Below are 16,359 nucleotides of genomic sequence, written 5' to 3' on the forward strand. Positions count from 1 at the left end.
CGTCGCGAGGAGGAACAAGTGGGCGCACACGCCCGATGGACCCAACTGCTCGAAATACTCGGCAATGAGGGTCATCTCGATGTCACGGAGGCGGCCGGGCGACTGGGCTGCTCCTCCGCCACGATCCGGCGCGACATGGACGAACTGGCCCGGCAGTCTCTGCTGACCCGCACGCGCGGCGGGGCCGTGGTGAGCTCCGTCGCCTACGACCTGCCGCTGCGCTACAAGACGGCCCGCAAGGCGGACGAGAAGCAGCGCATCGCGAAGGCGGTCGCCGAACTCGTCCCGTCGGGCTCCGTCGTCGGCATCAACGGCGGCACCACGACCTCCGAGGTGGCCAGGGAACTGGCCGTCCGCACCGACCCGGGCGGCACGTCCGGCGGCGTCGCGCTGACCGTCGTCACCAACGCGATCAACATAGCCAACGAGCTGGCGATCCGCCCCCATGTGAAGATCGTCGTCACGGGCGGCGTGGCCCGGCCGAGCTCGTACGAACTCGTCGGCCCGCTCGTCACGTCCGTCCTGCAGAGCCTCGCCCTCGACTACACGATCCTCGGTGTGGACGCGGTCCACCCGCACCTCGGCGCGGCCACCCACGACGAGTCGGAGGCCAGCGCGAACCGCTCGCTCGCCGAACGCGCGGGCACGGTCATCGTGGTGGCCGACTCCTCGAAGCTGGGCCGCCGGGCGTTCGCCCAGGTGTGCGCGCTGAACGCGGTGTCGATCCTGGTGACGGACAAGGATGCCCCCGAGGCGCTCGTCGAGGAGATCACGGCGCAGGGCATCGACGTCATCTGCGTGTGACCGGGCGCCCGTAGGGCCCTGCCCGACAAGGCAGGGGCCGTGGCGGGTGGGCCAGGGCATGGACTTCTGGAACGCGCACATGGACTCCAGGCGGACTTCGACGGGTCCGGCTGATCTCAAATGCTTGAAAACGCGCTATAAATTGCACAACCAAGCATGCGCTGGGATGTGAGGGGGCGCCATGAGCCATATCGAGAACGAGCTGCACAGCCAGCCCGAGTGCTGGGACCGGGCGGCCGAACTGGCCCTGGAGCGGGCCGCGTTGCTGCCCGAGCCGGGCGAACGCGTCGCGATCGTCGGCTGCGGCACCTCGCTCTTCATGGCGCAGGCCGCGGCCGCGCTGCGCGAGAACGCCGGTCACGGCGAGACACACGCCCACGCGGCCTCTGAGTTCCCGGCCGGACGCCCCTACGACCGGGTCGTCGCCCTGACCCGCTCGGGCGCCACCACCGAGGTGCTCCGCCTCCTCGCCGGGCTGCGCGGACGCGTCAGGACCACCGTGATCACGACCGACGCCGCGACCCCCGTGGCGTCCGCCGCCGACGACGTGCTCGTCCTCGGCTTCGCCGACGAGAAGTCCGTCGTGCAGACGCGCTTCCCCACCTCGGCCCTCACCCTGCTGCGCGCCCACTTCGGGCTGCACTCGCAGGAGGTCGTGGACGACGCGCACGACGCGCTCGCCGAGCCGCTGCCCCCGTGGCTCGTCGGCTGCACGCAGTTCACGTTCCTCGGCCGGGGCTGGACCGTGGGGCTCGCCGGCGAGGCGGCCCACAAGATGCGCGAGAGTCAACTCCCCTGGGCGGGCGCCTATCCGGCCCTGGAGTACCGGCACGGCCCGATCAGCGTCTCGACCCGCGGCACGGCCACCTGGATGCTCGGCGACGCGCCCGCCGGTCTCGCCGACGAGGTGCACGCCACCGGCGGCATGTGGGTGGCCGGCGGCCTCGACCCGCTGGCCGAACTGGTGCGGACCCAGCGCCTCGCGGTGGCGGTCGCGGTGGCCGGCGGCCGCGACCCGGACCGGCCCCGCCACCTCACGCGCTCGGTGATCCTCGCCCGGGTCTGAGAGCTTCGCGCGCCGGTCAACTGCGCGTGACAGCACCGCTGTTGCGGGGGCGGTGTCAGTGCGGCGGCGCCGACCGCGACCTCAGCACCCCGGGCGCCACCGAGTGCGGCAGCAGGTCCGACGGGCTCTGCGGGAGCACCACCTCCAGCTCCGCCTCCTCGTGGAAGCGGTACGGGCGGTGCCCGAGCAGGCTGCCGAGATAGCGCCGTATCCGCGACATCTCGGCGCGGACCGTCACCGTGCGCGTCGGGTCGCCGAACATGTCCTGTGCGAGGCCGGACGCGCTGCGCCCGCCGCGGTGCAGGGCCAGCAGATAGAGCAGTTCCGCGTGGCGCGGGCTCAGCTCGTGCGACCAGGACCGCGTGCCGTCCGTCACCGTGACCGACCAGTGCCGGGGCCCGCTCAGGTCCAGGACGACGCGGGTGCCGCCGAGCGGTTCGGCCGCCCCGCCCGGGCCGTCGGGCCGCAGCAGCCAGCCGCCGGGCAGCGGCGCCACCGCGCACATCCCCAGGGTCGGAACCCAGGCCCGTCCTTCCGACAGTTCGGAGAGTTCGGACAGCGACTTGGGCAGCGCGATCCGGTCCACCGGCTGCATCCCGGTCACCGCCGCCGTCCAGCCCTGGACGTCCACCGCGACCGCCCGTCCGCCGATCCGCGCGAGGACCGGCGCCGCGACGGCCCGCAAGCGGTCCAGGGCCACCGCATGACGCTCCCGCAGCCGCGCCTCCGCGAGCTGCGCCACCGCCCCGACGAGCGAGAGCGTCGCCGGGTGCATCGTCTCCATCGGGCCGCTCACATCGACGACGCCCAGCAGCTGCCCGTCGCGCGGGTCCGTGATCGGCGCCCCCGTGCACGTCCACGCGTGCTGCGACACCACGAAGTGCTCGGCGGAGAACACCTGCACCGGGCTCCGCGTCACGAGCGGCGTGCCCACCCCGTTCGTGCCGACCGTCTCCTCGGCCCAGTCCGCGCCCAGTTCGAAGCCGAGCCGGTCGGCCTTGTGCAGCACCGCGGCGCTGCCCTCGCGCCACAGGATGCGCCCGTCCGCGTCGGACACGACCATGATGTGCTGCGCCGCGTCCGCGACGGTGACCAGTGCCTCGCGCAGCACCGGCAGGATCTCCGTGAGGCCGGACGCCTGCCGGCGCTCCTCGATCTCCTCGAGGTTCAACAGGCCCGACCGCACGTCACGGTCCGGGTCGACACCACTGCGCAGCATGCGGTTCCACGACTCGCCGATCACCGGGCGCGGCAGGATCCGCGGCCGCTGCCCCGACAGGGTCGCGGCGCGGACGCCCTTCAGGAGCCGCGCGGCCAGCGAGACGTCCATCGTGGACAGCCGGCCCAGATCGACGATCGAGTTCTTCTGCGTCACAGGTCCTCCTGGAACAGACCGGTGCGTGCGGACGTGTGCTCATCGTGCCGCTTCTCCGGCCTTCGTGGGGCCGAAAGGAGGGCACGACGGTTGCAACCCTCTGCAACTCTGGCGAACAGCCGTACGCCGGTCGAAGCTGAAACCGTGCCGCTCCGGCGGCGCGGGAGCTCCTCAAGGGGCCTAAGGGCGGGGGTGATGCCGTGTCGGCGCAGCATCACCCCCGTGACCTGAGTCGTCAAGATCTGTGACCTCGGTCGCCACCGCGAGACTTCGCCGGGTCGTTCAGCTCACCGGGCGCGCCCGCTCGACGACCGACCGCAGGTCCAGACTGTGCGGCAGCGTGCCGAACGCCGAACCCCAGTCCCCGCCGAGCCGCGAGGCGCAGAAGGCGTCCGCGACTTCCGGCGGCGCGTGACGCACCAGCAGCGAACCCTGGAGCACGAGAGCGATCCGCTCCACGACCCGGCGCGCCCGTGCCTCGATGCCCTCCAGATCGGCGAGTTCGGTCAGCAGGCCCTTGATGGCGCCGTCGAGACGGTGATCGGCGCCGCGCGCCCTGCCCACCTCCTGGAGGAACGCGTTGAGCGCCTGTGGCTCGCGCTGCAACGCCCGCAGCACGTCGAGGGCCTGCACATTGCCCGACCCCTCCCAGATCGAGTTGAGCGGCGACTCGCGCAGCAGCCGCGGCATGCCGGACTCCTCCACGTAGCCGTTCCCGCCCAGGCACTCCAGGGCCTCCGCCGCCACGGGCGTACAGCGCTTCGTCACCCAGTACTTGGCGGCCGGCACCGCGATGCGCAGGAACGCGCGCTCCTGCTCGGACCCGGTGTCCTGGACGGCGTCCTGGGCCGCCGCGAGCCGCAGCGCCAGCGTCGTCGCCGCCTCCGACTCCAGCGCCAGGTCGGCCAGTACGTTGCGCATCAGCGGCTTGTCGATGAGCCGCCCGCCGAACGCCTCGCGGTACGTGCAGTGGTGGATCGCCTGCGCGACGGCCTGGCGCATGATCGCGGCCGAACCGAGCACGCAGTCCAGGCGCGTGGCGGCGACCATCTCGATGATGGTGCGCACGCCGCTCCCCTCGTCACCGACCCGGCGCGCCCACGTCCCGTCGAACTCGACCTCGGCCGACGCGTTCGACCGGTTGCCCAGCTTGTCCTTGAGCCGCTGGATCGCGAACGCGTTGCGCGTGCCGTCCTCCAGGACGCGCGGCAGCAGGAAACACGTGAGTCCCCCGGGCGCCTGCGCCAGGACGAGGAACCCGTCCGACATGGGCGCCGAACAGAACCACTTGTGCCCGGTCAGCTCGTACGTGCCGTCCTCGGAGAGCGGCGTCGCCCGCGTCGTGTTCGCCCGGACGTCGCTGCCGCCCTGCTTCTCCGTCATGCCCATCCCGAACACGACGCCCGCCTTCTGAGCGGCGGGCCGCAGCCCCGCGTCGTACACCGTCGACGTCAGCCTGGGCTCCCACTCGGCGGCCAGCGCGGGGTCGGCCCGCAGCGCGGGCACCGCCGCGTGCGTCATCGACAGGGGGCAGGTGTGGCCCGCCTCGACCTGGCTCCACACCAGGAACGCGGCCGCGCGCCGCAGATGGCCGCCGGACCGCGACCAGGCCGACGTGAGTCCGGCCGAGACGCCCTTGCCCATGAGCCGGTGCCAGGCCGGATGGAACTCGACCTCGTCGACGCGGTGCCCGTAGCGGTCGTGGGTGTGCAGCGTCGGCGGATTACCGTTCGCGAGCGCGCCCCACTCCTGTGCCTGGGCGGAACCGGCGGCCCGGCCGAGGCCGCCGAGTTCCTCGCGGGCCTCGTCCGTGAGAGAGGGCTCCAGATGCCGTTCGACCCCTTCGGTGAGGGCCCTGTCCGCGGCAAAAACGTCATATCCCACCAGGGGCGGAGCCTGGTTGGTCACTGCGTGGGTGGTGGCTGCCATGACAGATACGGTAAGGACGTGCACCAGGCAAAAGAAACACCCGATCGGCCACGCAGAGGCCGACTCCACCGGGCCCGCGCTCTCTATCGCAACGTCTCGAAGCGCAGGACCGCCTGGCTGCTGCTCAAGGACACCGTCAACTCGTGCATGGAGTACCGCATCCTGGGGCTCGCTGCCGAGGCGGCGTTCTTCACGCTCCTGTCCGTGCCACCGCTGCTGCTCTCCCTCATCGGGCTGCTCGCCTACGTCGACACCTGGACCGGCGCCCACACGATCGCCGGCGTTCGCGACAACATCCTGGAGGCGTCGCGCACCGTCCTGAGCGACCAGGGCGTGAAGGAGATCGCCCGGCCGATCCTCGACGACGCGATGAAGGGCCGCCCCGACGTCATCTCCATCGGCTTCCTGTTCTCGCTGTGGTCGGGGTCGCGCGCGGTGTCCACGTTCGTCGACACGGTGACGGTCATGTACGGGCTCGACGGTGTGCGCGGCATCGTCAAGACCCGCCTGCTCGCCTTCCTGCTGTTCCTCATCGCGCTGATCGTCGGCTCGGTCGCGCTGCCGCTGATGATCGCGGGCCCGGACGCGGTGATCGCCCTGGTCCCGTGGTCGGAGACCGTGGTCCAGGTCCTGTACTGGCCTGTCGTCCTCCTCCTGTCCGTGGTCTTCCTGACGACGCTCTACCACGTGTCCGTGCCCGTGCGTTCGCCGTGGATCGAGGACGTCCCCGGCGCCCTCGTGGCCCTCGCGATGTGGGTGCCGGGCAGCTTCCTGCTCCGCCTCTACATCACCAGCGCCATCGAGGGCCCCACCATCTACGGGTCCCTGGCCGCGCCCGTCGCCGTGCTCCTGTGGATCGGTGTATCCGCGTTCGCGGTGCTCGTCGGCGCCGCGGTGAACGCGGCGATCGACCGGGTCTGGCCGTCCGTCGCGACCTCGGTCGCCCGTGCCGCCAACGAGCGGTGGCGGACCAAGCAGGCCGCGGAGTACGTCGCGCGCTCCGCCGCCCGCGCGGCGCACGGCGGCATCGACGACGCGGACGACCCCGACATGCCGTCCGAGTTCCCCGAGCGCTGGTCGAAGTTCCTGCCCCCGGACGACGTGTCGTCCCGCCTGCGCACGCACGTGCGCAAGAACGGTGACCATCCGCAGGACACCGGCCGTCGCGACCACGACCGCCACGACCACGACTGACCGGCCGACGGCGGCCCGCGCGCGGCGTAGCCTCGAAGACGTGGCTGACGTGTACCGGGAGCGGGCGGCACCGAGCGTGGCGGGCGCGGTCCTGTGGACCCGGACCGTCACCCCCGAGGGCGACGGTCCCCGCCCCGGGGCGGACGTCCTGCCCGACGGCTGCATGGACCTGCTGTGGACCGAGGGACGCCTCTTCGTCGCCGGACCGGACACGCACGCCTACCGTTCCGGCATCAGCGGTGCCACCCGGATCGCGGGCATCCGCTTCTTTCCCGGCACGGCGCCCGCCGTCCTCGGCGTCCCGGCCCACGAACTGCGCGACCGGCGCGTCGACCTCGCCGACCTGTGGCCGTCGGACCAGGTGCGGCGCCTGACCGAACGCGTCGACGCGGCACAGGACCAGGCCGCCGCCCTCGAAGCCGTCGCCCTCGAACGGGGAGCCGCGCCGCCTGATTCCGTCCTCGCGCACATCGTGACGTCGCTCGGCGCGGGCCGCACCGTCGCCGAGACCGCCGACAGCGCGGGGCTCGGCGCCCGCAGCCTGCACCGGCGCTCCCTCGCCGCGTTCGGCTACGGACCCAAGACCCTGGCCCGCGTCCTGCGTCTGCAACGCGCCCTCGCGCTGGCCCGCGGGGGAGTGCCGCTCGCCGAGACGGCCGCCCGCGCGGGCTACGCCGACCAGGCCCATCTGGCACGCGACGTACGGGAGCTGGCGGGCGTACCGCCGACCCGCCTCGTTGACGAAGCCGCCGCCGCTACCAGGGCGAGATCGGCTCGATCCCGACCCGGCGCCCCTCCTCGTCGAGCAGATGACCCATGCGCTTGACCGTGTGCAGGCCGACGATGCGGTCCGTCACCGTGAGCGTGGGCAGCCGGGCGCACAGCGCGGTCTCGCGGCGCTGGATGTCACCCAGGTCGTGCACCCACAGCGTGGCGAAGATGTTCGCGGGACCCGTGACGGCCGCGACGAGCCGGCACTCCGGCAGCGCGGCGAGCGTGCGGTGGACGGTGCCGATGTCGCGCGCGGGGACCTGGCCGAGCAGTGACACCGGGACCGGATGCCCGGCGAGCGCGGACGCGATGTCGCAGCGGAACGTCAGGACCGCCGAGTCCGTGAGGCGGCGCAGCCTGCGGCGGACGGTGGGCGGGCTGGTGCCGGTGCGCTCGGCGAGTTCGGCGAGGCCGAGCCGCCCGTCCCGGACGAGTTCGCCGAGCAGGGCCCGGTCCACGGGGTCGAGTTCGAGCCCGCGCGCCGGCTCCTGCGCCGCCGTGGCACTGCCGAGCGCCGTCATCTGCGAGGGGTCGAGCGAGCGCAGCCGCCAACGGCTGCCCTCGACGTAGAGCGACGTGGCGAACAGGGCGCCGACCGACACGATCCCCGGCAGCTGGTCCAGCTCCCGGGTGAGGAACCGGCTGAGCGAGGGCAGGTCGGGAGCGAGCACGTCGAGCAGCAGGTCACAGCTGCCCGGCGCGGTCACCTCGATCGTCACCGCCTCCGGGAGCGCGCTCAGCCGGGCGAGCAGCCGCGAGCGCTCCTGCGGCAGGCAGCGCAGCAGCACGAACGCCGTGCAGCGGTTGCGGGTGAACTCGCGGCCCGGCGCCGCGTACACCCAGGCGAGCCCCGCCCGCGTCAGCCGGTCCCACCGCCGCGCCAGCGTGCCCGCCGTCACGCCGAGCAGCGGGGAGAGCTCCGACCAGGACGCCCGGGGCCGCAGCTGGAGGGCGTTCACCAGAGCGAGGTCGAGCTCGCTGGCGGTGACCGTTTCTCGCATCACAAGCACTCCGTACGTACGAATCCATGAATATTCGGGGCCGCCCGTGCCTCGGCCCGCACAGTAGCCACCACATTCGGTTCCGGCCACCAGAAGAATCAGAGGTGAAGCTGTGTCCACACACATGACGGGAACGGGACGGGGGCCGAGAGCGGTCAGCTCCGGCCCGGCCATGGTCGCGACGATGGCTGTCGTCGTCCTGTTCAGCGGCATCGTCCAGGGCTATCTGACCCCGCTCCTCCCCGAGGTCGGCCGGAGCCTGCACATCGGCACCGTCGGGCAGAACAACATCTACCTGCTCTTCCAGCTCGCCTGTGCCGTGCTGACGCCGCTGCTGTCCCGGCTCGGTGACCTGCACGGACACCGCAGGCTGCTGCGGGTGGCGCTCGCGATGGTGGCGGGCGGCTCGCTCCTGATCGCCGCGTGGCCGTCCGCCGTGACCCTCGCCGTCGGCGTCACCCTCCAGGGCGCCCTCGTCGGCTTCTTCCCCCTCCTCGTGGGCATCCTCCGCTCCCGCGCCCCCGAGCAGAACCGCACCGGCATCTCCCTCCTCGTGGGCGTCCTGCTCATCTCGATCGGCGTCGGCGGTCTCGTGGCCGGCGCGCTCAGCGAGGGGCACGCGCAGGCGGGTCTGTGGACCGCGGTCCCCGTCGCCGTGCTCGCCGTCGTCGCCGGTCTCGTACTGCCGGACAGCGACATCCCGAAGGGCGGGCGCTTCCACTACGGCGCGGCGGCGCTGCTCACCGCGGGCCTCATCGCGCTCGTCCTCGTCCTCGCGCAGGGCAGCACGTGGGGCTGGGGCTCGACGCGCACGATCGGGCTCGCCGTCGTGGCCGCCGCCCTCCTCGCGGCCTGGGTGGCCGTCGAACGCCGGTCCGAGAACCCGCTGGTCAGCGTCCGCATGCTGAGCAACCCGCGGCTCGCTGTGGTCAGCGGCCACACCTTCTGCGCCGCGTTCGGCACGATCGGCTTCCTCGGCGCCAACGCCCTCTTCCTCGGCTCCTCGCGGTCCGAGAACGGCTACGGCATGGACATGGGCCCACAGGCGATCGCCACCGTCTCGCTCGCCATGGTCGTCGCCGGATTCGCCGGATCCACGCTGACCCCGCGCCTCGCCCGGCGCATCGGCGACCGCGCCGTGCTCGCCACGGGCGGCGTCCTCATCGCGCTCGGCTTCGTCGGCATGGCCCTCTTCCACGACAGCCTCGCCCAGTACGTGGCGTCGGCCCTCGTCGTGGGCCTGGCGACCGGGCTCTTCGAGTCGATCACGCGGACCCTGTCGGCGGAGGTCGTCGAGGAGCACGAGACCGCGCTCGCCGTCGGCCTCAACGAACTCGCCCTCTCCCTCGGCGCGGCCATCGGCGCCGCCGTCATCGGCGGCTTCTTCACCTCCCACGCCGTGCCCGGCACCACGCGCATCGCGGAGTCCGGCTACCTGTGGGGCTGGGGGGCGTGCGCCTGCGCCGCCCTCGTCGGTACGGCCCTCGCCCTGCGCTACCGCGCGCCGCAATCCGACGCCGCCACCCCCGTACAGCACCTCGCCCCGAGCGGAGACCTCGCATGACCGACGCCCTGACCGCGCGCAAGGCCGTGACCGCCGCCGTACGAAACCGGCGCGAGCAGGTCGTGGGGCTCAGCCACGCTCTGCACGACGACCCCGAGACCGCCCTTGAGGAACACCGCGCGGCGGCCCGGATCGCCGACCTCATGGAGAGCGCCGGATTCACCGTCACCCGCGGCGCAGGCGACCTCCCCACCGCGGTGCTCGCCACCTACGGCACCGGCGACCTCGTCATCGCGTTCTGCGCCGAGTACGACGCCCTGCCCGGCATCGGCCACGCCTGCGGGCACAACGTCAACGGCGCCGCGTCCGTCGGCGCCGCCCTCGGCCTCGCCGCCGTCGCCGACGAGCTCGGCGTCACGGTCAAGCTGATCGGCACGCCCGCCGAGGAGGACATCGGCGGCAAGGTGCTCCTGATGGACGCCGGGATCTTCGACGACGTCGCCGCCGCGATGATGGTGCACGCCGCCCCCGAAGACACCGTGGGCGCCTCCTCTCTGGCCATCGGCGCCTGGGACCTCGCCTACCGGGGCAGGCCCTCGCACGCCGCGCTCGCCCCCTGGGAGGGCGTCAACGCGCTCGACGCCATGACCGTCGCCCAGACCGCCGTCGGCCTGCTGCGCCAGCAGCTGCCGCCCGGCGTCGTCGTGCACGGCATCGTCACCGACGGCGGCCAGGCCGTGAACGTCATCCCCGCCCGCACCGCCGCCCGCTACGAGGTCAGGGCGCGCACCGTGGAGCAGCTCGCCGAGGCCTGGCAGCGCGTCAGGGCATGCTTCGAGGCGGGCGCGCTCGCCACCGGCGCCGAGCTCGAAGTGAGCGCGCACGGAAGGGACTTCGCCGACCTGCGCCAGGACGAGGAGATGACCCGGTCCTACGCGAGGGCCGCCGGCGAGCTGGGCCGTACCGTCACCTCGCTGCACGGCGAGACGATGGCGTCGACCGACATGGGCAACGTCTCGCAGCGCATCCCCACGATCCACCCCACGGTCGGCTACGACACGGGCGGCGCCAAGCAGCACACCCCCGAGTTCACCGCCCACGGCAAGACCCCGGGCGCCGATCGCGCGGTGCTCGACGGGGCGACGGCCCTCGCCCTCGTCGGCGTCGACCTCGCCACGTCCGAGGCGCAGCGCGGCCGGCTGCTCGACGGGGTGCGCAAGCGCCGGGCGAACGCGTCCTAGCCGGCGGACGCCTCTCACGTGGTGGTGGTCAGCGGTGCGAAGAGGTCGACCCCGTTCCCGTCCGGGTCCAGGACCACGGCGTACCGCTGGCCCCAGAACGCGTCCCACGGCTCGAGCTCGCCGTCGTACCCGGCGGCCACCAGCTCCTCGTGGACGGCGTCCACCCCGGCCGCGTCGCCGCAGTGGAAGGCGAGCGCGTGCCGGGACGCGCCACGGGCCGGCGCCCGCCAGGACGGGTGGAACGACTTCACGGTCTCCTCGGTGTCGAGCAGCACGCGAAGCCCGCCGGGCAGGACGGCCTCCGCGTGCGGCTGCTCCTCGGCCCCCTCGGGGAACGCGAGGCCGAGGCGGCGGTAGAACGTGACGGCGGCGGCCATGTCGGAGACGACGACGCCGACGGCGTCCAGTCGTGCGGTGATCTCGGTCATGGCCCCACCGTAGGCACCCGCCCCGGCGCCGGTCTTGAAGGAATCGGACACCCCGCTCAGTCGCCGGACGTGGTGGCCCGCGCCACCGTAGGGGACCATGCGTGGGCCGGCCGGGAGGCCACCCGCGCTCAGTGACGTATCGCCGCGGCGAGCGCGGCGATCCGGTCCGGGCCGACCCGGCAGCAGCCCCCGATCAGCCGCGCCCCCGCCCGCTCCCAGCCGGCCACGCGGTCCACGGTGAACGTGGCCGCGCCCCGCCAGCCGCGCGCCTGCGCGTCCCAGGACTCGCCACTGTTCGGATAGGCCACCACCGGCTTCCCGGTGACGCGCGCGGCCAGTGCCACCGCGGGTCCGACGTCCTCGGGGGCGCAGCAGTTGACGCCCACCGCGACGATCTCGTCCGCGCCGGCGGCGAGCGCGAACGCCTCCTCCAGGGGCTGACCGGCGCGGGTGCGGTCACCGGCGACGCTGTACGACAGCCAGGCCGGGACGCCGAGCCCCCGCACGGCCCGCAGCAGCGCGCGCGCCTCGTCGGTGTCCGGCACCGTCTCCAGGGCGAGCAGGTCGGGCCCGGCCGCGGCGAGGACTTCGAGCCGGGGCCGGTGGAAGGCGTCCAGCTCGGCCACCGTCAGGCCGTAGCGGCCCCGGTACTCCGAACCGTCGGCCAGCATCGCCCCGTACGGGCCCGCCGACGCGGCCACCCACAGTGGACCGGGCACCCCCTTCGCCTGTGCGCGCCGAGCCGCCTCTCGCGCCGACTCGACGCTCAGGGTGAGCAGCTCGGCCACCCGCTCGCGGGAGACCCCGCGCCGCGCGAACCCCTCGAACGTCGCCTGGTAGCTCGACGTGGTCGCCACCGAGGCCCCCGCCTCGTAGTACGCGAGATGCGCGGCCACGATCGCCTCGGGCCGCTCGGCGAGCAGCCGCGCCGACCACAACGCGTCGCTCAGGTCGTACCCGGCGGACTCCAGCTGGTTGGAGAGCCCGCCGTCCAGGACGACCGCTCCCGCGGCGAGGGCCTCGGCAAGAGGAGGTGACGTCATACGACGACGCTAACTCTGTCGGACCCCGGACGGGATCAGCGCTTGAAGGCCACTGCCGCGTACACGTTGATGTCGTCGTCGGTGACGTCGTTGATGTCGCGGTACATGGTCTGCTCGATCGGGTCGAGGCTCGCCACGTACGCCTCGTCGTGGCCGGCGCCCCCGTCGTGGTCGGCGACGTGGTCGGGCCGCCAGTGATGGGCGGGCACGATGCCCGGCTCGACGATCTCCAGACCGTTCTCCGTGAAGAACCGGCGCACCTCGTCCGTCGAGCGGAGCACGAACGTGAAGCCGCGCTCGTGGTACGTCTCGGCCACCTTGGCGATCTTCTCGGCGTTCAGGTCGGAGGTGAGGTGGCTCAGGAATAGCGCACTGCCCGAAGGCAGCGCGTCCACCAGCGTGCGCACGATGTCGTACGCGTCCGCATCCTCGATGAAGTGCAGGATCGCCACGAGACCGAGCGCGATCGGCGCGTCCAGGTCGATGGTGCTCGCCGCGCCCTGGAGGATCTTCGCCGGGTCGCGCAGGTCCGCGTCGATGTAGGCCGTCGCACCCTGCGGGCCGCTCGCCAGGAGGGCGCGGGCGTGCGCGAGGACGACGGGGTCGTTGTCGACGTAGACGATCCGCGCCTCGGGGGCGATGCGCTGGGCGACCTGGTGCACGTTCTCCTGCGTCGGCAGGCCCGTGCCGATGTCGAGGAACTGGCGCAGGCCCGCCTCGCGCGTCAGGTAGTTCACCGAGCGCCGCATGAAGTCGCGGTTGTGCCGCACGTCCAGGTAGCCGCGCGGGTTCGCCGCGAGGGCGGCGGCCGCCGCGTCCCGGTCCGCCGCGTAGTTGTCCTTGCCGCCGAGGAAGACGTCGTACACCCGCGCCGGGTGCGCCTTGGAGCTGTCGATCCGCAGGTGCAGCTGCTCGGCGGAGTCGTGCTGGGGAGCGTCGTCGCCCATGAAGGCCATCCCTCGTAGCTGGTCGTGGTCAGGACAACAACCTAGCCCCTACGGGCATGTGTTCGTGATCGACTCCGGCCCGCCCGTACCGTCAACTTCCGGGTACGGGACAGGCCTTGGCCGTCTCACGGACCGTTGTGTCCGCCGTGGCTCACCCCGCCGCCGAGAACGTGAAGGCGAACGCGGCCGGGGCCACCTCGCGCACGTACTGCGGCAGCGGGCCCGGGCCGCAGGACTGGGAGCCGATGCCGTGCTGGGCGTGGTCCAGGTTCACCCACACCGTGTCCCCGGCCACCAGGTCCGTGCGGTGTGCGGCCGCGTCGAGGTGTTCGCTCGTCCAGCGGCGGGCCGTGAACCAGAACTCCGGCTCGCCGTCGATCCGCAGGCCGCCGATCTCCGCCCGGCGGACATCCGCCCGCGCGCCGTTCTCCTGCGGACGCACGTACGGCGTCTGGAGCTCGTCCACGGACGCCTCCCACAGGCCGAGCCGCGACGCGGCCCGCGTGTCCGGATAGGCCTCGCCGGGGCCGCCGCCGAACCAGCGCGCGTGCGTCGCGGACGACGGGAGGCCGAGGCGGACGCCCAGGCGGGGGAGCGGCACCGTCCAGTCGCCCTCGGGGGTCACCGAGACCGTGAGGGTCAGACGGCCCCCTTCGTCCGCCGTCCAGCGGTACTCCGTGCCGAGCGCGAACTGCCCGGCCGCGGGCGCCACCCGGGTCCGTACCGTCAACGCGCCTGGTTCCAGGGCGACGTGGTCGAGGCGGTGCCGCATGCGGTGCAGTCCGGCCGCGCGCCACAGGACGCCGAACCGGCGGTCCGCCTGCCAGTCGGCGCCGTTGTCGTTGTCGGTCGGCGCCCGCCACACGTCCAGGCGCACCCCAGTGACCGGCACCTGTCCGACGCTCCGCAGCTCGCCCGTACGCGCGTCGAAGGCGGCCGGGCCGAGCGTGATGACGTCCGCGTCCCGCACCGGCGACGCCCCGCTCGCCGGAACGACCGACTGCCGCCCCGAGACGGGGAGTCGGCCCCACGCCACCACATGACCCCGGTCCGCCCACGCGGTGTCGTCGGCCAGCGCCGCACGTACCGACCACTGCGTCTCCGCGCCCCGCGCCGCGTCCGGCGGGGCGGGCAGCTTGACGTCAGCGCTCTCACCGGGCGCGAGCGCCGGCACGGAGAGCGGGCCCGACTCCACCGGCGCACCGTCCACCTCGTACGACCAGGTGAACGCCAGCGCGGCGAGGTCCGCGAAGTCGTGGCGGTTCGTGACGCGGACCGTGCCGGCCGTCCCGTCGCCCTCGATCAGGACAGGCTCGATCACCTTCTTGTACTCGACGAGCCCGGGCGAGGGCGTGCGGTCGGGGAAGAGGAGACCGTCGCAGACGAAGTTGCCGTCGTGCAGCTCCTCGCCGAAGTCACCGCCGTACGCGTACCCGTACCGCTCGCTGGCGAGGCCGTGGTCGATCCACTCCCAGACGAAACCGCCCTGGAGCCGGTCGTACGTCTCGAAGAGGCGCTGGTACTCGGAGAGTCCGCCGGGTCCGTTGCCCATCGCGTGCGCGTACTCGCACAGGATGAAGGGGAGTTCGCGGCGCGCCTCGGGTCCCTCGTCCTCGTGACGTCCGATGCGTTCGACCTCGGCGTGGTCCGCGTACATCCGCGAGTAGACGTCGGTGTCGGCGCACGACGCGTCGCCCTCGTAGTGCAGCGGGCGGGACGGGTCACGCTCGCGGATCGAGGCGGCCATCGCGCTCAGGCCCGCGCCCGTGCCGCACTCGTTGCCGAGCGACCAGATGATCACCGACGCGTGGTTCTTGTCGCGCTCCACCATGCGGGCGGCCCGGTCGACGAGCGCCGGGGTCCAGCGCTCGTCGGCGACCGGATTGCCGTTCCACCGCTCGTGGGTGAAGCCGTGTGTCTCCAGGTCGCACTCGTCGATCACCCACAGGCCGAACTCGTCGCACAGGTCGAGGAAGGCGGGGTGGGGCGGGTAGTGCGAGGTCCGCACGGCGTTGATGTTGTGCCGCTTCATGAGGAGGACGTCGTGGCGCATCGTCTCCTCGTCCACGGCGCGGCCGTGCTCCGGGTGGAACTCGTGCCGGTTGACGCCGCGGAAGAGGATCCGCTTCCCGTTGACCTTGAGGACGCCGTCCTCCACGACGACCGTACGGAATCCGGCGCGGAAGGGGATGATCTCCCCGCCCGGCGTGGCCAGTTCGCCCGCGTACAGGCGCGGCGTCTCGGCCGTCCACGGCTCCACCGGCAGCGTCACCGGCTCACCCGCCCCGACATCCACGCCGAGTTCGGGCACCGTCACGCGCCCGCCCGCGCTCGCCTCGACCCGGAGCGTGCCCTGCCCGGTGCGGTGGTCGTACGCGGTGTGCACGAAGAAGTCGGCGTCCGCGCCGTCGGGCCGGTGCAGCAGCGTGACCTCACGGAAGATGCCGGGCAGCCACCACTGGTCCTGGTCCTCCAGATAGGAGCCGGACGACCACTGGTGGACACGTACCGCCAGGACGTTCCCCTCCGCGCGCAGCAGCCCCTCGACGGCGAACTCGTGCGGCAGCCGCGAGCCCTTGAACTCGCCCAGCTCCTCGCCGTTCAGCCAGACCCGCGCACACGACTCGACCCCCTCGAAGCGCAGCACGGTCGCTCCCGACGCGGGCCAGTCGACCGGCAGGTCGAAGACGCGCAGATGGTCGCCGGTCGGGTTCTCGGTCGGGACGCGCGGCGGGTCGACGGGGAACGGGTAGAGAGTGTTCGTGTACGCGGGTGACCCGTAGGCCCCGTCGCCCTGGAGCACCCAGTGCCCCGGCACTGTCAGATCCGCCCAGTCGGAGGTGTCGTAGCCGGGGCGGGCGAAGGACTCGTCGTGGCCGTCGGCCGTCGCAGTGAGGCGGAAGCGCCACGGGCCGTCGAGAGAAAGGGACTTGGCGTCGGAAGCGGCGTACCAGGAGCGCGGCGCGACACCGCCGGTCCCGGGGGACACCTGCTCGTAGTAGGGGAGTGCGGATTCCTCAGGGAGGGACACCTCGGGGAGGGACATCGTTCTCCTT

Annotated in this window: 13 protein-coding genes; 6 read left to right on the forward strand and 7 right to left on the reverse strand. The window is 72.9% G+C overall.

The window, feature by feature from the left end; translation table 11 throughout:
* Positions 1-18 precede the first annotated feature (18 nt).
* On the forward strand, positions 19-804 hold the full coding sequence (locus ACZ67T_RS01525) for a DeoR/GlpR family DNA-binding transcription regulator (protein ID WP_469980926.1): 786 nt from the start codon (positions 19-21) through the stop codon (positions 802-804).
* Positions 805-985: 181 nt separating this feature from the next.
* Complete coding sequence (locus ACZ67T_RS01530) at positions 986-1,870, forward strand: SIS domain-containing protein (protein WP_469980928.1); 885 nt, start codon at positions 986-988, stop codon at positions 1,868-1,870.
* 55 nt (positions 1,871-1,925) lie between these two features.
* Here ACZ67T_RS01530 and ACZ67T_RS01535 read toward each other — a convergent pair whose 3' ends face one another.
* Together ACZ67T_RS01535 and ACZ67T_RS01540 are read right to left on the reverse strand one after the other, a co-directional pair.
* A complete protein-coding gene (locus tag ACZ67T_RS01535) occupies positions 1,926-3,200 on the reverse strand; it encodes a GAF domain-containing protein (RefSeq protein WP_469981354.1) in 1,275 nt (424 codons plus the stop codon).
* A 327-nt stretch (positions 3,201-3,527) separates the two neighbouring features.
* On the reverse strand, positions 3,528-5,174 hold the full coding sequence (locus ACZ67T_RS01540) for an acyl-CoA dehydrogenase family protein (protein ID WP_469980930.1): 1,647 nt from the start codon (positions 5,172-5,174) through the stop codon (positions 3,528-3,530).
* Positions 5,175-5,192: 18 nt separating this feature from the next.
* On the opposite strand from ACZ67T_RS01540, the gene ACZ67T_RS01545 reads away from it, so the two are divergent.
* Both ACZ67T_RS01545 and ACZ67T_RS01550 read left to right on the forward strand, forming a co-directional pair.
* Positions 5,193-6,368 carry a YihY/virulence factor BrkB family protein gene (locus ACZ67T_RS01545; protein WP_469980932.1) on the forward strand — a complete coding sequence of 392 codons (1,176 nt, stop codon included), beginning with the start codon at positions 5,193-5,195 and terminating at the stop codon, positions 6,366-6,368.
* Positions 6,369-6,417: 49 nt separating this feature from the next.
* A complete protein-coding gene (locus ACZ67T_RS01550; RefSeq protein ID WP_469981355.1) occupies positions 6,418-7,194 on the forward strand; it encodes a helix-turn-helix domain-containing protein in 777 nt (258 codons plus the stop codon).
* Here the strand turns inward: ACZ67T_RS01550 and ACZ67T_RS01555 are convergent.
* The gene (locus ACZ67T_RS01555) at positions 7,124-8,140 is read right to left on the reverse strand and encodes an Lrp/AsnC family transcriptional regulator (protein WP_469980934.1); all 1,017 of its coding nucleotides are present in this window, start codon (positions 8,138-8,140) and stop codon (positions 7,124-7,126) included. The genes ACZ67T_RS01550 and ACZ67T_RS01555 overlap by 71 nt on opposite strands.
* A gap of 184 nt (positions 8,141-8,324) precedes the next feature.
* Between ACZ67T_RS01555 and ACZ67T_RS01560 the strand changes: the two genes are divergently transcribed.
* Entirely contained in the window at positions 8,325-9,704 is a 1,380-nt protein-coding gene (locus tag ACZ67T_RS01560) for an MFS transporter (RefSeq protein ID WP_469980935.1), read from the forward strand.
* Entirely contained in the window at positions 9,701-10,885 is a 1,185-nt protein-coding gene (locus ACZ67T_RS01565; protein ID WP_469980936.1) for an amidohydrolase, read from the forward strand. The genes ACZ67T_RS01560 and ACZ67T_RS01565 overlap by 4 nt, the downstream gene beginning before the upstream one ends.
* Positions 10,886-10,899: 14 nt before the next feature.
* Here ACZ67T_RS01565 and ACZ67T_RS01570 read toward each other — a convergent pair whose 3' ends face one another.
* The 4 genes from ACZ67T_RS01570 to ACZ67T_RS01585 form a co-directional block, all read right to left on the reverse strand.
* Complete coding sequence (locus ACZ67T_RS01570) at positions 10,900-11,313, reverse strand: VOC family protein (RefSeq protein WP_469980937.1); 414 nt, start codon at positions 11,311-11,313, stop codon at positions 10,900-10,902.
* A gap of 128 nt (positions 11,314-11,441) precedes the next feature.
* Positions 11,442-12,356, reverse strand: a complete 915-nt coding sequence (mmuM, locus tag ACZ67T_RS01575) for a homocysteine S-methyltransferase (protein ID WP_469980938.1) — start codon at positions 12,354-12,356, stop codon at positions 11,442-11,444.
* A 35-nt stretch (positions 12,357-12,391) separates the two neighbouring features.
* Positions 12,392-13,303, reverse strand: a complete 912-nt coding sequence (locus tag ACZ67T_RS01580) for an SAM-dependent methyltransferase (protein WP_469980940.1) — start codon at positions 13,301-13,303, stop codon at positions 12,392-12,394.
* A gap of 151 nt (positions 13,304-13,454) precedes the next feature.
* Positions 13,455-16,349, reverse strand: coding sequence for a glycoside hydrolase family 2 TIM barrel-domain containing protein (locus ACZ67T_RS01585; RefSeq protein ID WP_469980941.1), 2,895 nt, complete (start codon positions 16,347-16,349; stop codon positions 13,455-13,457).
* Between the last annotated feature and the right edge of the window lie 10 nt (positions 16,350-16,359).

This window comes from Streptomyces sp. NPDC107517 (assembly GCF_055582645.1).

What these genes read in the sequence shown, in the direction of transcription:
- ACZ67T_RS01530 (WP_469980928.1), top strand. Translation starts at nt 986, where the DNA reads ATGAGCCATATCGAGAACGAGCTGCACAGCCAGCCCGAGTGCTGGGAC.
- ACZ67T_RS01535 (WP_469981354.1), bottom strand. Translation starts at nt 3,200, where the DNA reads ATGGACGTCTCGCTGGCCGCGCGGCTCCTGAAGGGCGTCCGCGCCGCG.
- ACZ67T_RS01540 (WP_469980930.1), bottom strand. Translation starts at nt 5,174, where the DNA reads ATGGCAGCCACCACCCACGCAGTGACCAACCAGGCTCCGCCCCTGGTG.
- ACZ67T_RS01555 (WP_469980934.1), bottom strand. Translation starts at nt 8,140, where the DNA reads ATGCGAGAAACGGTCACCGCCAGCGAGCTCGACCTCGCTCTGGTGAAC.
- ACZ67T_RS01560 (WP_469980935.1), top strand. Translation starts at nt 8,325, where the DNA reads ATGGCTGTCGTCGTCCTGTTCAGCGGCATCGTCCAGGGCTATCTGACC.
- ACZ67T_RS01565 (WP_469980936.1), top strand. Translation starts at nt 9,701, where the DNA reads ATGACCGACGCCCTGACCGCGCGCAAGGCCGTGACCGCCGCCGTACGA.
- ACZ67T_RS01570 (WP_469980937.1), bottom strand. Translation starts at nt 11,313, where the DNA reads ATGACCGAGATCACCGCACGACTGGACGCCGTCGGCGTCGTCGTCTCC.
- mmuM (WP_469980938.1), bottom strand. Translation starts at nt 12,356, where the DNA reads ATGACGTCACCTCCTCTTGCCGAGGCCCTCGCCGCGGGAGCGGTCGTC.
- ACZ67T_RS01580 (WP_469980940.1), bottom strand. Translation starts at nt 13,303, where the DNA reads ATGGGCGACGACGCTCCCCAGCACGACTCCGCCGAGCAGCTGCACCTG.
- ACZ67T_RS01585 (WP_469980941.1), bottom strand. Translation starts at nt 16,349, where the DNA reads ATGTCCCTCCCCGAGGTGTCCCTCCCTGAGGAATCCGCACTCCCCTAC.